At 36.3% G+C, this 16,338-nt stretch carries 14 protein-coding genes, 1 tRNA gene and 1 other RNA gene; 4 read left to right on the top strand and 12 right to left on the bottom strand.

What is annotated here, in order from left to right; translation table 11 throughout:
• Nucleotides 1–100: 100 nt before the first annotated feature.
• On the top strand, nucleotides 101–1,465 hold the full coding sequence (locus H3T83_RS01585) for an MFS transporter (RefSeq protein WP_110453126.1): 1,365 nt from the start codon (nucleotides 101–103) through the stop codon (nucleotides 1,463–1,465).
• Between the two features lie 656 nt (nucleotides 1,466–2,121).
• Here H3T83_RS01585 and H3T83_RS01580 read toward each other — a convergent pair.
• From H3T83_RS01580 to H3T83_RS01540, 9 genes are all read right to left on the bottom strand, one after another.
• Complete coding sequence (locus H3T83_RS01580) at nucleotides 2,122–3,474, bottom strand: hypothetical protein (protein ID WP_198214885.1); 1,353 nt, start codon at nucleotides 3,472–3,474, stop codon at nucleotides 2,122–2,124.
• A gap of 1,267 nt (nucleotides 3,475–4,741) precedes the next feature.
• A complete protein-coding gene (locus tag H3T83_RS01575) occupies nucleotides 4,742–5,494 on the bottom strand; it encodes a TSUP family transporter (protein ID WP_198214884.1) in 753 nt (250 codons plus the stop codon).
• 2 nt (nucleotides 5,495–5,496) lie between these two features.
• The gene (gene aroC, locus H3T83_RS01570; RefSeq protein ID WP_086363025.1) at nucleotides 5,497–6,564 is read right to left on the bottom strand and encodes a chorismate synthase; all 1,068 of its coding nucleotides are present in this window, start codon (nucleotides 6,562–6,564) and stop codon (nucleotides 5,497–5,499) included.
• 34 nt (nucleotides 6,565–6,598) lie between these two features.
• Nucleotides 6,599–7,492, bottom strand: coding sequence for a 50S ribosomal protein L3 N(5)-glutamine methyltransferase (gene prmB / locus H3T83_RS01565; RefSeq protein WP_198214883.1), 894 nt, complete (start codon nucleotides 7,490–7,492; stop codon nucleotides 6,599–6,601).
• Nucleotides 7,493–7,642: 150 nt separating this feature from the next.
• Nucleotides 7,643–7,730, bottom strand: a tRNA-Ser gene (locus tag H3T83_RS01560).
• 67 nt (nucleotides 7,731–7,797) lie between these two features.
• Nucleotides 7,798–7,887, bottom strand: a complete 90-nt coding sequence (locus H3T83_RS11480; RefSeq protein WP_198214882.1) for a YnhF family membrane protein — start codon at nucleotides 7,885–7,887, stop codon at nucleotides 7,798–7,800.
• A 29-nt stretch (nucleotides 7,888–7,916) separates the two neighbouring features.
• Nucleotides 7,917–9,989 (bottom strand): carboxy terminal-processing peptidase, encoded by a 2,073-nt coding sequence (prc, locus tag H3T83_RS01550; protein ID WP_065578571.1) that lies wholly within the window; start codon nucleotides 9,987–9,989, stop codon nucleotides 7,917–7,919.
• A gap of 9 nt (nucleotides 9,990–9,998) precedes the next feature.
• A complete protein-coding gene (gene proQ, locus H3T83_RS01545) occupies nucleotides 9,999–10,535 on the bottom strand; it encodes an RNA chaperone ProQ (protein ID WP_065578570.1) in 537 nt (178 codons plus the stop codon).
• A 66-nt stretch (nucleotides 10,536–10,601) separates the two neighbouring features.
• Entirely contained in the window at nucleotides 10,602–10,958 is a 357-nt protein-coding gene (locus H3T83_RS01540) for a DNA-binding protein (protein ID WP_065578569.1), read from the bottom strand.
• A 178-nt stretch (nucleotides 10,959–11,136) separates the two neighbouring features.
• Between H3T83_RS01540 and H3T83_RS01535 the strand changes: the two genes are divergently transcribed.
• The 3 genes from H3T83_RS01535 (at nucleotide 11,137) to rnpB (ending at nucleotide 12,575) form a co-directional block, all read left to right on the top strand.
• Nucleotides 11,137–11,409, top strand: coding sequence for a helix-turn-helix transcriptional regulator (locus tag H3T83_RS01535; RefSeq protein ID WP_198214881.1), 273 nt, complete (start codon nucleotides 11,137–11,139; stop codon nucleotides 11,407–11,409).
• A gap of 215 nt (nucleotides 11,410–11,624) precedes the next feature.
• Nucleotides 11,625–11,987, top strand: a complete 363-nt coding sequence (locus H3T83_RS01530; protein ID WP_065578567.1) for a hypothetical protein — start codon at nucleotides 11,625–11,627, stop codon at nucleotides 11,985–11,987.
• A 199-nt stretch (nucleotides 11,988–12,186) separates the two neighbouring features.
• An RNA gene (rnpB, locus tag H3T83_RS01525) (RNase P RNA component class A) lies at nucleotides 12,187–12,575 on the top strand.
• 2 nt (nucleotides 12,576–12,577) lie between these two features.
• On the opposite strand, the gene H3T83_RS01520 is transcribed toward rnpB, so the two are convergent.
• From H3T83_RS01520 to rng, 3 genes are all read right to left on the bottom strand, one after another.
• Nucleotides 12,578–13,267 carry a DedA family protein gene (locus H3T83_RS01520; protein WP_198214880.1) on the bottom strand — a complete coding sequence of 230 codons (690 nt, stop codon included), beginning with the start codon at nucleotides 13,265–13,267 and terminating at the stop codon, nucleotides 12,578–12,580.
• Nucleotides 13,268–13,297: 30 nt separating this feature from the next.
• Nucleotides 13,298–14,755 carry a metalloprotease TldD gene (gene tldD / locus H3T83_RS01515; protein ID WP_198214879.1) on the bottom strand — a complete coding sequence of 486 codons (1,458 nt, stop codon included), beginning with the start codon at nucleotides 14,753–14,755 and terminating at the stop codon, nucleotides 13,298–13,300.
• A gap of 99 nt (nucleotides 14,756–14,854) precedes the next feature.
• Nucleotides 14,855–16,330, bottom strand: coding sequence for a ribonuclease G (rng, locus tag H3T83_RS01510; RefSeq protein ID WP_065578564.1), 1,476 nt, complete (start codon nucleotides 16,328–16,330; stop codon nucleotides 14,855–14,857).
• Nucleotides 16,331–16,338: the final 8 nt, after the last annotated feature.

The raw sequence follows: 16,338 nt of genomic DNA, 5'->3' as shown, positions 1-16,338 counted from the left end.
ATGAAAGGAAAACATAAAAATTATAAAGAAATTACATCATCAACATTCGACGGAATAGATACACAAGGCGCAACTAAATATAATATGGAAAGGGTTTAATATGAAACAATCGCTAGACCTGACCATCTCAGAAAAAAAGTTAGTATTTGCGATGACGCTATCTAGTATATTGCCATTATTAGATAGCAGTATTGTTAATGTTATTTTACCCGCAATTTCGAATGACATTAATGCCTCTTATGCTTATATACAATTGGCGATTACCATATATATGCTTGCTTGCGCAGCTGGCATATTGCTATCACCTTATATACATGAAAATTTTGGGCTCAAGAACGCATGGGTCAGCTCAATTTTTATTTTTCTTATTAGTTCTATATTAGTTGGATTTTCATATAATCTGGTTTCTTTAATCCTGTTTAGATGCCTACAAGGTTTTGGTGCAGGAATATTAATACCTATCACTCAATCGATAATAGCGACTCATTTTGCTAAGCAAAGGCTAAAGCCGGTTATGGCATTGATTGCTATTCCGTCAGTCTTTGCCCCAGCACTAGGACCAGTTTTTGGCGCAATCTTATCGGAACAATTAAATTGGAGAATAGCTTTTTTTATCAACATACCTTTGGCGCTTTTAGCTTTTTTCTTTGGTGGGACGACAATACCAGAGAATAAAACATCTAAATATAATATGAATATTTATGTATTTATGACATTTTTAATTGCTTTAATATTATTTTTTATCTCTATTAAAAATATTACTTCTGGGCATTTTTTTGATATTTCTAATATTATTATGCTGGTTTTAGGTATTGGTTTGATGATGGTTTCACTTATTACTAATAATAAGTCAGACAATAAACTAATCGATTTAAGTGCATTTAATTGCCATCAATACTCTCTGGCAATAATTATGGGATTTCTGACATCAGTTATCTTTTTCGGTTTTATGATTTTTTTTCCTTTAATACAAGCAATAAATGATCATATATCGATTACTTATATTGGAATGTTGCTTGCCCTACAAGGTGTAGGAGCTTGGTTGGCGAGAAAATTTGTTTATAAATCACTAAGTGAGATAAATTCATTTCTAATTATTGGTATAGGTTTAATAATATCAGCAATAAGTATATTAATAATTCAAGTTGGTGGCAGCGTCTCTGAAATCATCGGTTTTACTGTTCGAGGCTCCGGATTAGGCGTTGCCACGATTGCTGTTCTCTCTTCTCCATTCGAGTTTTGTAAAAAAAATCAGATTAAGGACACAAGTGCTATCACTCGTGTTATACAGCAAATTGGAGGTGCATTTGGAAGCGTATTATCAGGAATATTAATCAACCTAACTCTAGATCAAATAATTTCAGTAAATTGCGCCTATCAGATAATGTTTTTTCTATCTCTTGTATTTGGTATTATTGCTGTTATTGCCTATATTTTCTCTTATCGAGTGAATACAAAAAGTTAGTATACAAAAAAACTGAACATATGAGTTCAGTTTTTAGCTTATTTAGCAATAGCTTTAAGCTACCTACACGGCAGTGAACCTATTGTACGCATAATAGATTCGGCTCTAGATTTTCTAAACTACCTACACGGCAGTAAACTAGAATCCAATATACTATAAATGCAGTTGGCAAAAAGGCAAAGCGCAATTTTACTATTAAAAACCCTTTTTTTGATCCATTTTTCAACATATTGATTTTTAATTATTTTATTTTAAGTTAAAAAAAGGGTTAGCAATAAGGAGGAATTTAAGTTTCAAAAACCCCTCTCCTCAAAATTTTTTGGTTGTTTGAGTTTCGGACGTTTGTTGTTTTGTGGTTGTTTCTATACGGTGATTACGTCCGAGTTAAGAGGGTTGCCGCCAACCCTCTTTACAATCTCCCGCGGCGACCACGCAAGTGGTCACGATGTGACTGCCTTCCGCCTTCGTTCGCTCTTAACGCACCGGCTGTGATTTGTTCCTGACAAAACACAGCCTTGCCAAACATCCCTGTTTGCCATGCTAACCTCTCTCAGTTGTCAGCACATTGCCAATGTCGCGCCACAAAATCGCTTTTATTGTCCTAACATTATTTTTCTTATCCTTAGCTTTAATACCTAAGAACTAAGAAATAATAGCTAAGGATAGACACAGAGTCCGTTTAACTCTCTATAATTCGTGAGATTTGCAATACCCATATGATTAACAAAAAAGTGGCAAATACGATAATCACAATTAACACTATCATTCGTCCAATATCTAATGGTACTGACGTTGGTTCCAGTGCTCCCCCATTCCGTGAAAAATCCTGCACCAATGTGACGACGTAAATAAGCATCAGGTGACGAAGGCCTTGCACCAACTGCACTTCGACAATAACGATCTGACCCAGCTCCCTGACAAACCGAATTTGTTAAATCCTTGACCTTTGGGACACGGTAGCCTCCAATCTTATTACACCAAGATGATAGACTAGAAGGGGTACTTTTATAACCACCACGATTAACAAACCACTGCTTTAACTTAAATCCATATTTGACCACCGCATTACCACTACTATCACGACCGACTAACTCAAATGTCTGCGGTAAAGATAGTCTGTCGATTCTACCTGGATTATCTGAGTACGATGTAGCAACAGGACCCGTTAGGGTGACTCGAACGCTGGTACTTGTTGAATCGGTCATCGTTGCAGCAATACCACCATGAGAAACCGGCGCCCAAGATAAGGCCTGATTATTACCACTAATATCTAAATCAAAATACAAATTATTAGCACCAGTAGTCGGGAAGTTTAAACCATAAGACGACGGCGTAACTGACTGTGGTAGAAAACCCTTACCATATTCCCAAACGGCAGCAGAAAGACCTTGCCTTGTGGCTCTCTCTCCTAGGTCAGGTCTTGCAAAACAAATCACTGGCGATGCCTTAGGATTAATATAATAAGTGGCATTACCTGCCGTAAAACGACTTTCATTAGGTACTCCATAACGTGTTGTTAATCTACCTTCACCATTAGATAAGGTTAATTTATATGGAGCTTTACAAATAGTCAGTACTTCACTACGGGAAACAGGATTATTGTCTTTATCAACAATCGATAAATTTAAACTACCGGTGGCGGTGACACCATTAACGCCCTGACCATCACCATCATCATCACCCCAATAATTATACGGTGTGCCAATAAGTGAACTTAATGCAATAGAATAATTATTCCTTGGTATTAACATACCAATATCATTAAAACTCTGACCAGCAACAGGTAACTCGATAGGATTGCCTCTTGAATTATTGGTTGTTGGAGTAAATATTCTACCATCTGAAAGGGATATCCCGAGTAGCGCTTCAGTATTTGTTACCCGGGTACGACCACCATCAAAGGTTAAATAAGGTGCTGAGCCATAAATAATATTGGTCGTTTTTGTGGTTAATGCATAATTAGTAAAAGAGATAGACTGTAAAACAACTACGGTTAATACCAAAACCATCGGCCGAGATAAACAGGCTAAACCAAGAAATTTTGAAAAATTTTGCCGGAATTGCAGAAATTTTGGAAATTGCTGAAATAATAAACGGTGTGAGCTTAACTTTAGAAAGGTGAAATTATAGGTTGGGCAGGTTGCGTGTTGCGTGTTGCGTGTTGAAAATTATAATCCATATCAGATATCCTTGTCAATCCAATTTTATGATTTATTTAAAATTTTAAGCCTGATGGCGTGAAATTTATCCATTCTTATAAATATGCTATAAAAGTATAGTGATTGCAAAAAACCATGCAACTTTTTTTGGCGGTTTAATTGTTAACTTTTGTAAAGATTAATGTAATATTATGTTTTAATTACGCCCTTAAAACCGATTTCGAAGAAACTTTAGGCGGATTTTAGGCTTTAAAAACCCCTTTCCTCAAAATTTTTTATTCTTTTAGTTTCGGACGTTTTCGGTTTTGTGGTTATTTCTATACGCTGATTACGTCCGAGTTAAGAGGGTTGCCGCCAACCCTCTTTACTATCTCCCGCGGCGACTACGCAAGTGGTCACGATGTGACTGCCTTCCGCCTTCGTTCGCTGTTAACGCTCCTTGGCAAACATCCCTGTTTGCCATACTAACCTCACTCAGTTGTCAGCACATTGCGAATGTCGCTAAATTAAATACGCCAAACTTATTTGCCAAAATAAACTCTTATGTTTATAGCAAGCTAATTTTAGTTTTAAAACCAATTTCGGAGAAACTTTAGGGGGATTTTTAGGCTTTAAAAACCCCGTTCCTCAAGTTTTTTGGTTGTTTGAGTTTCGGACGTTTGTTGTTTTGTGGTTGTTTTTATACGGTGATTACGTCCGAGTTAAGAGGGTTGGCGCCAACCCTCTTTACAATCTCCCGCGACGACCACGCAAGTGGTCACTGCGTGACTGCCTTCCGTCTTCGTTCGCTCTTAACGCACCGGCTGTGATTTATTCCTGACAAAACACAGCCTTGCCAAACATCCCTGTTTGCCATGCTAACCTCTCTCAGTTGTCAGCACATTGCCAATGTCGCTAAATTAAATACACCAAACTTATTTGCCAAAATAAACTTTTATGTTTATAGCGAGCTAATTTTAGTTTTAAAACCAATTTCGGGGAAACTTGGGCGGGATTTTGGCTTTAAAAACCCCGTTCCGCAAAATTTTGAGGAACGGGGTTTTTAATTGGCTAATGTATTCTTGGTTGTTAGCTTATTGATGGTACTAAAACTGGTTCTAAATTTTATTAGCGATGATTAAAAGAAGTTTTCATAGATTAATTTGATGCTCATGATGGTTGAAACGGTAATTAACATTGGTCTTATTAATTTTCGTCCTTTAGCTATAACCATTTTTGCCCCTAATCTTGCGCCGATAAATTGGCCAACTAACATAACTAAACCAATTGACCATACTACTTCACCGCCAGCAATAAAGAAGATTAATCCTGCTAAATTAGAGGTAAAATTGAGTACTTTGGTATGGGCGGTTGCTTTAGTTAAATTGAATCCAGCCAGAGTAATATATGCGAGCGCATAGAATGATCCGGCGCCGGGGCCAAAAAATCCATCATAAAAACCGATAACCAACGCAGGAATCAAAGCAAACTGTAAAATTGAAAGCCGACTATTACGATCACTATCTCCGATTGTTGGTGATAGTAGAAAATAAAGTCCGACGCTAATGGTTAATATTGGTAATAATAATTTTAAGAAATCCGCTTGTATATGCATGACTGATAATGTGCCAAGAGCGGAACCAATGAATGCACAAGCAATCGCCCATTTTTGCTGTTTTAAATCAACCATACGTTGGCGAATAAAATAGAAACTAGCAGAAAAAGAACCGCCACAACTTTGTAATTTATTAGTGGCTAACGCACTAGCTGGTGGTAATCCTACAGCCAGTAGTGCCGGTACCGTTAATAGTCCACCCCCACCAGCAATTGAATCAATAAAGCCTGCTAACGTCGCAATTAAAAAAAGTAAAGCCAGTAATTCGTAACTCATGATTATTTTACATCACTACATTGGGCCCGATAGCGAAGATAATGATCCATTAATACGATAGCGACCATTGCTTCAGCAATAGGCACTGCTCGAATACCGACACAAGGATCATGTCTACCATGGGTTGAAACTTCGACACTTTCGCCATTAATATTAATTGATTGTCCGGCAATTTCAATACTTGGGGTTGGTTTTAATGCTATGCTGCTAATGATAGTTTGACCCGAGCTAATTCCCCCCAAAATACCACCAGCATGATTTGATAAAAATCCTTGTGGGGTTATTTCGTCACGATTTTCACTACCACGTTTATTAACCGCAGCAAAACCATCACCAATTTCAACCCCTTTTACTGCATTAATGCTCATTAATGCATGGGCAAGATCAGCATCTAACTTATCAAAGACGGGCTCACCTAAACCTACTGGAACATTTTCAGCAACAATGCAGACTTTAGCGCCAACTGAATCGCCCTCTTTTTTGAGCTGTCTTAATAGTTGATCAAGAGCCTCTAGTTTACTTTCATCTGGACAGAAAAAAGGATTTTGATCAACTTGTTGCCAATCATTTAATTGGCACTGGATATCACCCATTTGTGCTAAATAACCACGAATGGTAATACCTAACTTTTCATGTAAATATTTTTTAGCAATAGCACCGGCCGCAACACGCATGGCAGTTTCGCGTGCCGATGAGCGACCACCACCGCGATAATCCCGAATACCATATTTTTTTTGGTAGGTATAATCGGCGTGACTCGGTCTAAAAATATCTTTTATTTTGCTGTAATCTTGTGAACGTTGGTCGGTGTTTTCAATTAATAATCCGATACTAGTACCAGTAGTCACACCTTCAAATACCCCGGATAGGATTTTTACTTGATCAGCTTCTCGACGTTGCGTAGTGTAACGAGATGAACCAGGACGACGGCGATCAAGATCGTGTTGCATATCGGATTCGCTTAAATTCATTCCTGGTGGCACACCATCAACAATACAACCTAGTGCAGTACCATGTGATTCACCAAAGGTTGTGACTTTAAATAATTTACCGATTGAATTTCCTGCCATAGTTCTTATTCCAATTTTTTATTTTATAGTTAATTTATTTAAAATAATGCTGATAAGTCTTCAAGTCAGCCTGAGTGATTGCAAATACGCCAAATCCACCATGCTCAAAACTGATCCAGTTAAAGGGTACATCTGGATATTGTTGTTGTAAAGACACCCAGCTATTACCAACTTCACAGACTAATACTCCATCAGGTGTTAAATAATCACAAGCATCGTGTAGAATTCTTTTTGCTAAGTCTAATCCATCAAATCCTGCTTCGAGAGCTAGTTTTGGCTCATATAAAAACTCGTCAGGAAGATCACTCATATCTTCATCATCGACATATGGAGGATTAGTCACAATTAGGTCGTATTTTTTGTTCTCTAATTGATTAAATAGATCGGATAAAATTGGTGTAACTTGATATTGCATATCATGCAGTTCAATATTAGTTTGAGCGACATCTAACGCTTCTAATGAAATATCAGTAATATCAACTTGAGCATCAGGAAATGCATAAGCACAAGCAATACCAATACACCCACTACCGGTGCAGAGATCTAAAATATTTTTTGGTTTACTGCTAATTATATCTTTAAACTGATTATTAATCAGTTCACCAATAGGAGAACGTGGGATTAAGACTCGTTCATCAACGTAAAAACTATGACCACAAAACCACGCCTGATTAGTTAGGTAAGGTGTTGGTAAGCGATCATTAATACGTTTGTTGATGATCTCATTTAGTTGTTGTTTTTCATCATTAGTCAGATTTGCAGCATAAAATTCTGGAGGAATAAATAGTGATAAGCCGAGCGTAGCTAAGATAAGTTGTTTGGCTTCATCGATAGGGTTATCGGTGCCATGGCCTAAAAAGATGTCTGATTGACTAAGTTGTGAAGTGGTCCAGCGTATATAATCCTGAACAGTGCGTAAGTTTTCCATAGTAACTCCGAAAGATCGTGGAGAGGAAGAGATTAATCGTCACGTCAGGTCATTAAAGCTGAGGTAAATGCCAAGACCATATTAATAGATTTGGTTGGCAATGCTAAAGAACCTAATGGCTCTTTCCTTCGATGACTGAATAAATATTCATGGCGGTGAGGAAGGGATTCGAACCCTTGATACGTTGCCGTATACACACTTTCCAGGCGTGCTCCTTCAACCACTCGGACACCTCACCTTAATTTAGCCCTGCTTTTTGAAAGCAGGGTGCATACTATAATTATCTGCAAACAATTAATCAAGTGTTAATTCATGTAAACGATGGTTCCGAATACTAATAAAACAGCTAAAATAAGAACCGTTGTAACTAAAGCATATTTTAAATTGATACTCATAATACTTATTCCTTACTTTTTGTTTATAACTATTCAATTGGTTTATCTAAAGAAAGAAATCCACCTCTAACCTTACTAGCTTCAAGATTAGGATAATTTGGTATTAAATCAAGTAAGATTTCGACTGCCTCATCTAGAAATGCATCAGGCTGTTTATAACCTTTAGGTAGATCTTTTAATTTAGTAATTGGCGCTAAACCAGCACGGTTTAAACGTTCATTCATTCTTTTTAAATCACGATCATCGTTAGTTTTTTGTTCGGTTTCTCGCTCATTTTTATTTAAAGAAACCACATATTGATCATCTTTTTTATCATTAAACCGCTTAATATCCTCTTCTATATAATTAAATTCAGGATTATTAGCAATTCGAGCTTGGTGCTGTGATTTTAAGTTAGCTAATAAAGGTTTAATGTTAGCAACAGTGAGATAATCAGCTGATGGAATTTTATCCCACGGCATGGCATTATCTAAGAATCTTTCTCCCATTTCATCGACATATTGGCTTTTCGTCATTTCGATATCAGGTACAACACCTTTTAACTGAGTACTACCACCATTAATACGGTAAAATTTTTGTACCGTGTATTGTGCACCGCCAAGTTCTGGCCATTTAGGGTGTAATCGCGCATCTACTGGATATGAAATGTTACGAGAAGTTTGTACGGTACCTTTTCCATAAGTCGTTTCACCAACAATAACTGCTCGGCCATAATCTTGCATCGCTGCTGAGAAGATTTCTGATGCTGATGCACTATAACGATTGATCATGACAACAACTGGGCCTGTGTATTCAATACCTTTATTTTTGTCATCGTAAGTGGTGATCTTTTGTAAATTATCCCGTACTTGTACAACTGGACCGCTGTCAATAAATAACCCTGTTAATTCGATAACTTCAGCTAATGAACCACCACCGTTATCTCGTAAATCAATAACTAGACCTTGTAGTTTTTCACTATTGGCTTCTAAGATTAATGATTCAACTTTTTTGGTCAAGCCAATGTAAAAACTTGGTATTTCAATCACACCGATTTTTCCACGGCTATTATTGATAGTTTTTAATTTAGCTTCACGATCTTCAAAATGAATTTTATCACGAGTGATTTCGATCACTTTCGGTTTACTATTATTACCCGCTGGTAAAATTTCTAATTTTACTACGGTATTTTTAGGTCCACGTATTTTGTCAACAATATCATCTAAACGCCAACCGATGACATCTTCAATAGCAGAATTGCTTTGCCCTACACCAATAATTCGGTCACCGACTGATAATAATTTACTTTTCTCAGCAGGGCCGCCAGTGACAAAAGACATAATAACAGTATAATCATCTTGTTGGCTAAGCGTTGCACCAATACCTTCAAAAGACAGACTCATTTCTGAATCAAAATCACGTTTTTTACGTGGTGCTAAATAACTGGTATGCGGGTCAATTTCTCGCGCAAAAGCATTCATAAATACTTGGAAACAATCTTCATTATTAGATTGAACAATCGTTTTTAATACTCGTTGATAACGTTTAGTTAGAACTTCACGAATTTGGCTTTCATTTTTACCAGTTAAAGATAAATTTAACTCATCATATTTAACTCGTTTATCCCAATATTCATCGAGCTCTTTTTCAGAGGTTGGCCACGCCATATCTTCACGTTTGAAATTTATTTGGTCTTTAGTATTAAAGTCCATAGGACGTTGTAAGACCTCAAGCGCGTATTGATAACGATTGTAGCGTTTTTGCAAGAATAGGTTGTAAATATCGTAAGCGGTTTTTAAATCGCCATCAATCAGTTCTTGTCCCAATTGCTCTTGGCGATCACGGAATTTATTTACATCATCTTGCAGAAAGAGGGTTTTATTACCATCTAATAATTTGAAATAACGATCGAAAATTTTAGCAGAAAAGGCTCCGTCTAACGAAAAGTCACGGTAATGTGATTGCGTAAAAAAGTTGGTCACACGTTTAGCAACCACTTGATGTACTTCGTCTTGCTTTAAAACAGGAATTTGTTCAGTCGCCGGCGTTTTGGCCTGAGCAGTTGTACTAATAATACATAAAATGAGACCGAATTTAACAAAACTTTTCAGTAGCTTATTCATATAAATTCTCTATCTATTAATAATATGCTCAGGTTTAACCATTAACTCCATTCCAGCACCTACTTTAACTTTGATATGTTCCTTTTCAATTGTAATGATTTGTCCTTTTATTGGTTTATTACCAACATTAACTTTAACAAAATCACCTAATTTCAAAGTACGAGGTTTTCTAGCTGGTTTTGGGGTCGCTTTGCGTTTTTGTTTTGCACGTTCTTTAGCTTGTTCTTTGCTTTCTTTCAATTGCTGTTGTGCATGTTCCATTTGTTCTTTGGTGATAACTTCAGTTGGATTACCATTTAAATCAACGCGATGAGCACCTTCTTTTATACTATATAGGTAACGCCAACCCATTGTATAAGCTCTTAATGCAACACGGAGTTTGGTTTTACTAAGTATTTCACTATTTTCAAGATGAGAAAGGATATCTTGAAAGATGCCAATTTTTAAAGGTTTGGCTTCCCCTTCAATTGTAAAACAATTCGGAAACTGTTGAGCTAAATAAATAATAATCTCTTTACTATTCGTTAATTGAAACTTATTTTCCATTGGTTATTCCATTGTAGCAACTAAAATTTTCTGACGTTAGAGTATATATCAGCTTATACAATAACACTAATTATCTTTTTTATGTTTATTAATAAAGGTAATAAAATCCTTAATGCCGTTACGCATTAGCCATGAACTAACAATTGTTTGTTCTTCAATAGATAGCTGTTCAAAAGCAGTCATCCAAAGTTGTAGCGGATCTATTGGCGAAACTACGTAAGTCGCACTTTCTTCTTCAAGACATAAAGCTTTTTTCACATCTATCGATAAACTACTTATATGATATTCAAGTGCTTTACCACGAACACCAGATCGTTTTCGAGAAGTCCACTTTTCAGCTCTTGCTTTACGGTTAATCCCTTGCGTTGTTGAAGGCATTCCAGCAACGCTTAATAGTTCTTTGGGAGAGAACCACTCTTTCATTTTAATTACCCTATTTTTAAGAAACAAGAAAAAAATTACAGAAATTAAAGAAACTTTGTTACAATAATAAGAAACAACTTATTAATGATGTTAAAAGTTAAATTATAAACTTACTGGTTTTAATAACATGAAAGCATAACATAGATATTTAATGTTATAAACTACGAAGGAAGAAAAAATGGAAATAAAATCCAACGACTGGCACAAAGCAGATATAATTGCCGCATTAAAAAAGAAAGGTACTACACTGGCTGAATTATCTCGTAAATCAGGTTTGAGCTCATCAACATTAAGCAACGCACTAGTGAGACCGTGGACCAAAGGAGAAACTATTATAGCCAAGGCTCTTAATTTGAAACCTTCGCAAATTTGGCCAAGTCGTTATATTAATTCCATGACAAAACAACCAATTAAGCGAGTTTTAAGAAAAAAACAAGACGATAAAGGATAAAACAATAACTAGAGATAAACATCTTATCCACTTTAAAAAAATGGAAACATAAAGAAATTAAAATGTTTCCATATATTCGTTTTATCCTTTTATATCAATTATTAAGGTTAATTATTATTATTGAAATTTATGATTCGGTCATTTTCTACAACAGTAAAGCTATGCTATGATTAGCTATCTTTTGTTATAAATCATAAATTAATAGGCAAGAATCCATGAAAAATCTTAGTAAAATTTTGGTCGTTCTTTTTTCAATATTGGCATTAGCAGCATGTTCACAAAAAAATTATTTTGAACAAGGAGCCCCTCTAAGTCACGAAAAAGTGAATAAAATAGTAGAAGGTTCGACCACTGAAACACAGCTTTTACATATTTTTGGTGAACCAACAGCTAAAACCGTTATTAATAGCAATGAGACTAAATGGACTTATAAATATCTTAAAAAGAGTTCAACGAATAATGTTTTATTAGGTGAAACACAGTATGATATTGTCGAAGGTACTTTAGAAGTCATTGTTAACCAAGGTGTAGTTACTTGGTTTAATTACGATCAAAATAATAAACAGAAAAAATGGTAATTCTCATTACTGATTAAGTAAGGCACATCAAATTGATGTGCTTTTTAGTTTATGTTCTCTAAACCACATAGAATAGTTAAACTTACTTATTCATCAAACGTCAATTTTCTTATACTCAAATTAATGCTTTTGCACAGATTGCAACCATAATCCCTATTCTGTTCTGGACAAAAATAACGATTAGGTTATACTCTTTGCCGAAATTAACCAGACAATCGCTGCTTTGTTGTAGTCCCTTGCAAAAGGGAGACAAACAGAGGGGAGGAAAGTCCGGGCTCCATAGGGCAGAGTGCCAGGTAACGCCTGGGGGGTTTTGGCGCGAGCTAAAATTCACGACTAGTGCAACAGAGAGTATACCGCCGATGGCTTAGTAATAAGATCAGGTAAGGGTGAAAGGGTGCGGTAAGAGCGCACCGCGCAACTGGTAACAGTTGTGGCACGGTAAACTCCACTCGGAGCAAGGTCAAATAGGGATTCATTGGCGCGGCCCGCGTTGAATCCGGGTAGACTGCTTGAGCTAATGCGTGAGTATTAGCCTAGAGGAATGATTGTCCACGACAGAACCCGGCTTATCGGTTAATTTCGCTTTTTTACTTTTCTGTTGTATCTTGTTTCACTTGCTTTTTATTATTCAACCAACGTTTAAATGCTAGCCAAATTGTAAAAAGCAAACCTAATAGCAATAAAATTACCGGTATTAACATAAGTAATGACATGATTTGCTTTTCATAGGTTTTGAAAATCGGCGATAAGCCGAATAAATAACCTAATGTAACAATTAAGAAAATCCATAATGTCGCACTGATCCAGTTATAAATATGAAATTTACGGCTATGTAAACCTGATAATCCTGCCATCATCGGTAATAAAGTACGCACAAATGCAATAAATCGTCCGATAAATAAGGCTTGTAATCCGTATTTATGAAATAAAACTTCCGATTTACGATGATATTTTTCGGGTAAATGCGCCATCCAATTTTGCACAATTTTGTTATTGCCAAGCCAGCGCCCCTGCGCATAACCAAGCCATGTACCAAATGCGGCACCCGCAATTAGAATTAAGTTTATTAAACCAAAATGAAAAACATTTTGACTAATTAATACGCCAGTTAGAAACAATAAACTATCACCCGGTAAAAAGGCTGCTGGTAACACACCATTTTCTAATAAAATGATAACAAAAAGCATGCCATATAATATCCATAACACATTCGGATTTGAGAGTGTTGCAAGATCCATATGAACAAATGCTTGATAGAGTGTAATGATTGTATCCATTTAGCTTAATTTCTCATTAATGTATTATTATTAGTGGTTAATAGTACCACCTACCGTTAAATTATTCACTTTTAAAGTCGGTTGGCCAACACCAACCGGTACACTTTGCCCGGCTTTACCACAAACGCCAACACCTGAATCTAATTCTAGATCATTCCCTACCATTGAAATCTGTTGCATAGTTTCAATGCCTGAACCAATAAGTGTTGCACCTTTAACTGGCATAGTAATTTTACCTTTTTCAATTAAATAAGCTTCTGAAGTTGAAAAAACAAATTTACCCGAAGTTATATCAACTTGCCCACCAGCAAAGTTAGGGGCATATAAACCATAGTCAACACTTTGAATAATATCATCAAAACTCGATGTTCCGGCAAGCATATAGGTATTTGTCATTCTAGGCATTGGTAAGTATGCGTAACCTTCACGACGGCCATTGCCAGTCGAAGAACAATTCATTAATTTTGCATTGAGCTTATCAAACATATAACCTTTTAAAATGCCATTTTCAATTAATACCGTTTTTTGGCTAGGTGTGCCTTCATCATCAATAGAAAGTGAACCACGACGATTAGCAATAGTACCATCATCAACTATAGTACAAAGTTCTGAGGTAACTTGCTGACCAATTTTACCGGAAAATACCGAGCTATTTTTACGATTAAAGTCACCTTCTAATCCATGACCAACTGCTTCATGTAGTAATACACCGGGCCAACCTGCGCCTAACACCACCGGCATTGTGCCTGCAGGTGCTGGCTTAGCTGAAAGTAATACTAAAGCCTGTCGCACCGCTTCGCGAGTATAACTATCGATATGGCTTTCACCAGTTTTAAGGTTAGTTGTTAAAAAATAGTCATAACCAAATCGGCCACCACCACCACTGCTACCTCGTTCTCGTTTACCATCTTGTTCCACTAGAACAGATACCGATAAGCGAACTAATGGGCGAACATCAGCACTTAAGGTACCATCAGTAGCTGCGATTAAGATATCTTCATAACTACCAATTAAGCTTGCCGATACTTCAATTACTCTTGAATCGATCGATCGGGCTAATTTATCCACTTGCTGTAATATGGCAATCTTTTGTTCCTGAGCAAAACTGTTTATTGGATTTATCGAAGGATAGAGCGTGATATCTTGCGCCGTTTTAAAAGGTGTAACGGCTATAGGTGTTTGCTGTTTAGTAATTGAATTAGCAGCCAATACACTCTGTTCCAAGCGAGCTAATGACAATTGATCGGTATAAGCAAATCCAGTTTTTTCACCAATAATTGCTCGCACACCAACACCTTGATCACGATGGAAAGAAGCATTTTTGATTATACTATCTTCAAGTGACCAACTTTCATAATAACCGGATAGAAAATATAAATCACCAAAATCAATTTTTCTTGAACTTAACATATCAAGTAAATTAGCTATATCTTGTTGATTTAAGTTATTTGGGTGGAGTAACCTTTCACTCACTTGAGTTACTTTCATAAATTCCTTAATTTATTGATAAAAAATAAAAAATGTTTTTCTGACAATCACTTATCGATTAGGTTTTACCTATTTTTATGGTTAATACAGTTAAACTAATCACATAAGTACAACATCATACTGTTCTTGTATATACAGTGGTTCAACTTTTACTTCAACTCGTTTGCCTACAAAGACTTCAACTTCGGCTAAAGCATGAGACTCGTCATTGGTCAGTGCATTGGCTACTGCGGCTGATGCATAAACTAAGAAGTACTCAGAGCGATGAGCTTTATAAACACGAACAATCTCACGCAATATTTCATTACATACTGTTTCGACAGATTTAACAATACCACGACCTTTACAAGATGGACATTCTTCACAAAGAATATGGCCAATACTTTCACGCGTACGTTTACGGGTCATTTCAACTAATCCTAAACCGGAGAAAGTATTAACGGATGTTCGTGCTCGATCTTTAGCTAAAAAATCTTGTAAAGATTGTAATACCCGTTCACGGTGAATATCTTCTTGCATATCGATAAAATCGATAATAATAATGCCACCTAAATTACGTAATCTTAATTGGCGGGCAATGGCAATCGTTGCTTCGATATTCGTATTAAAAATCGTCTCTTCTAAATTTCGATGACCAACAAATGCACCGGTATTAATATCAATGGTAGTCATGGCTTCGGTCTGATCGATAATCAAATAACCACCAGATTTTAATTTAACTTTTCTATCTAGCGCTCTTTGAATTTCATTTTCAATATCATACAGATCGAAAATTGGAATATTGCCACGATAATGGGTTAGTTTGCTAGTTACTTCAGGCATAAATTCCTGAGTAAATTCAACTAACAAGTCATAAGTTAATTTCGAGTCAACTAATATACGTTCGATTGGATCACCAACAAAATCTCGTAATACTCGTTGCGATAAAGCTAGCTCTCCATATACTAAATTTTTACTAACCGGACGAGCCATTCTTTCTTGAATTTTTGTCCATAGCCGTTTTAAAAAATTAGCATCTTGTTCAAGCTCATGGGCATTTGCCCCTTCTGCAGCTGTTCTTACAATAAAACCGCCTTCATCAGAGACATACTGCTCAACGATTTTTTTCAGCCTTTCTCGCTCTTCTTCAGATTCAATTCGTTGTGATGTAGCAACATGGGTCGAATTTGGCCCCGGCATTAAAACTAAATATCGTGAAGGTAATGTAATGTCAGTGGTCAACCTAGCTCCTTTAGTTCCTAAAGGATCTTTAACCACCTGAACCATTAAGTCTTGACCTTGGCGAACCAGTTCAGAAATATCTTTAACTTGAAATTGTTCTTGATCACTATCGGAGACACATTCAGTATGTGGCATAATATCTGAAGCATGCAAAAAAGCAGCTTTTTCAAGACCAATATCTACAAAAGCGGCCTGCATACCAGGTAAGATACGAATCACTTTTCCTTTATAAATATTGCCAACAATTCCTCGGCGCGACTCACGATCAACATGGATCTCTTGTAAAATACCGTCTTCAATATAAGCAACACGAGTCTCTGAAGGCGTTACATTCATTAATAATTCAACAGACATAATGATTC

It is taken from the genome of Gilliamella sp. M0320, from assembly GCF_016101635.1.
In the GTDB taxonomy this organism is placed as follows: Bacteria; Pseudomonadota; Gammaproteobacteria; order Enterobacterales; family Orbaceae; genus Gilliamella; species Gilliamella apis.
This window is presented reverse-complemented; position numbering and strand designations above follow the sequence as displayed.

Excerpts from the sequence above, each read along its gene's own strand:
- H3T83_RS01535 (WP_198214881.1), top strand. The coding sequence starts at position 11,137 with ATGGAAATAAAATCCAACGACTGGCACAAAGCAGATATAATTGCCGCA.
- aroC (WP_086363025.1), bottom strand. The coding sequence starts at position 6,564 with ATGGCAGGAAATTCAATCGGTAAATTATTTAAAGTCACAACCTTTGGT.
- prmB (WP_198214883.1), bottom strand. The coding sequence starts at position 7,492 with ATGGAAAACTTACGCACTGTTCAGGATTATATACGCTGGACCACTTCA.
- proQ (WP_065578570.1), bottom strand. The coding sequence starts at position 10,535 with ATGGAAAATAAGTTTCAATTAACGAATAGTAAAGAGATTATTATTTAT.
- H3T83_RS11480 (WP_198214882.1), bottom strand. The coding sequence starts at position 7,887 with ATGAGTATCAATTTAAAATATGCTTTAGTTACAACGGTTCTTATTTTA.
- H3T83_RS01520 (WP_198214880.1), bottom strand. The coding sequence starts at position 13,267 with ATGGATACAATCATTACACTCTATCAAGCATTTGTTCATATGGATCTT.
- prc (WP_065578571.1), bottom strand. The coding sequence starts at position 9,989 with ATGAATAAGCTACTGAAAAGTTTTGTTAAATTCGGTCTCATTTTATGT.
- H3T83_RS01580 (WP_198214885.1), bottom strand. The coding sequence starts at position 3,474 with ATGGTTTTGGTATTAACCGTAGTTGTTTTACAGTCTATCTCTTTTACT.
- H3T83_RS01585 (WP_110453126.1), top strand. The coding sequence starts at position 101 with ATGAAACAATCGCTAGACCTGACCATCTCAGAAAAAAAGTTAGTATTT.
- H3T83_RS01540 (WP_065578569.1), bottom strand. The coding sequence starts at position 10,958 with ATGAAAGAGTGGTTCTCTCCCAAAGAACTATTAAGCGTTGCTGGAATG.
- tldD (WP_198214879.1), bottom strand. The coding sequence starts at position 14,755 with ATGAAAGTAACTCAAGTGAGTGAAAGGTTACTCCACCCAAATAACTTA.
- H3T83_RS01530 (WP_065578567.1), top strand. The coding sequence starts at position 11,625 with ATGAAAAATCTTAGTAAAATTTTGGTCGTTCTTTTTTCAATATTGGCA.
- H3T83_RS01575 (WP_198214884.1), bottom strand. The coding sequence starts at position 5,494 with ATGAGTTACGAATTACTGGCTTTACTTTTTTTAATTGCGACGTTAGCA.
- rng (WP_065578564.1), bottom strand. The coding sequence starts at position 16,330 with ATGTCTGTTGAATTATTAATGAATGTAACGCCTTCAGAGACTCGTGTT.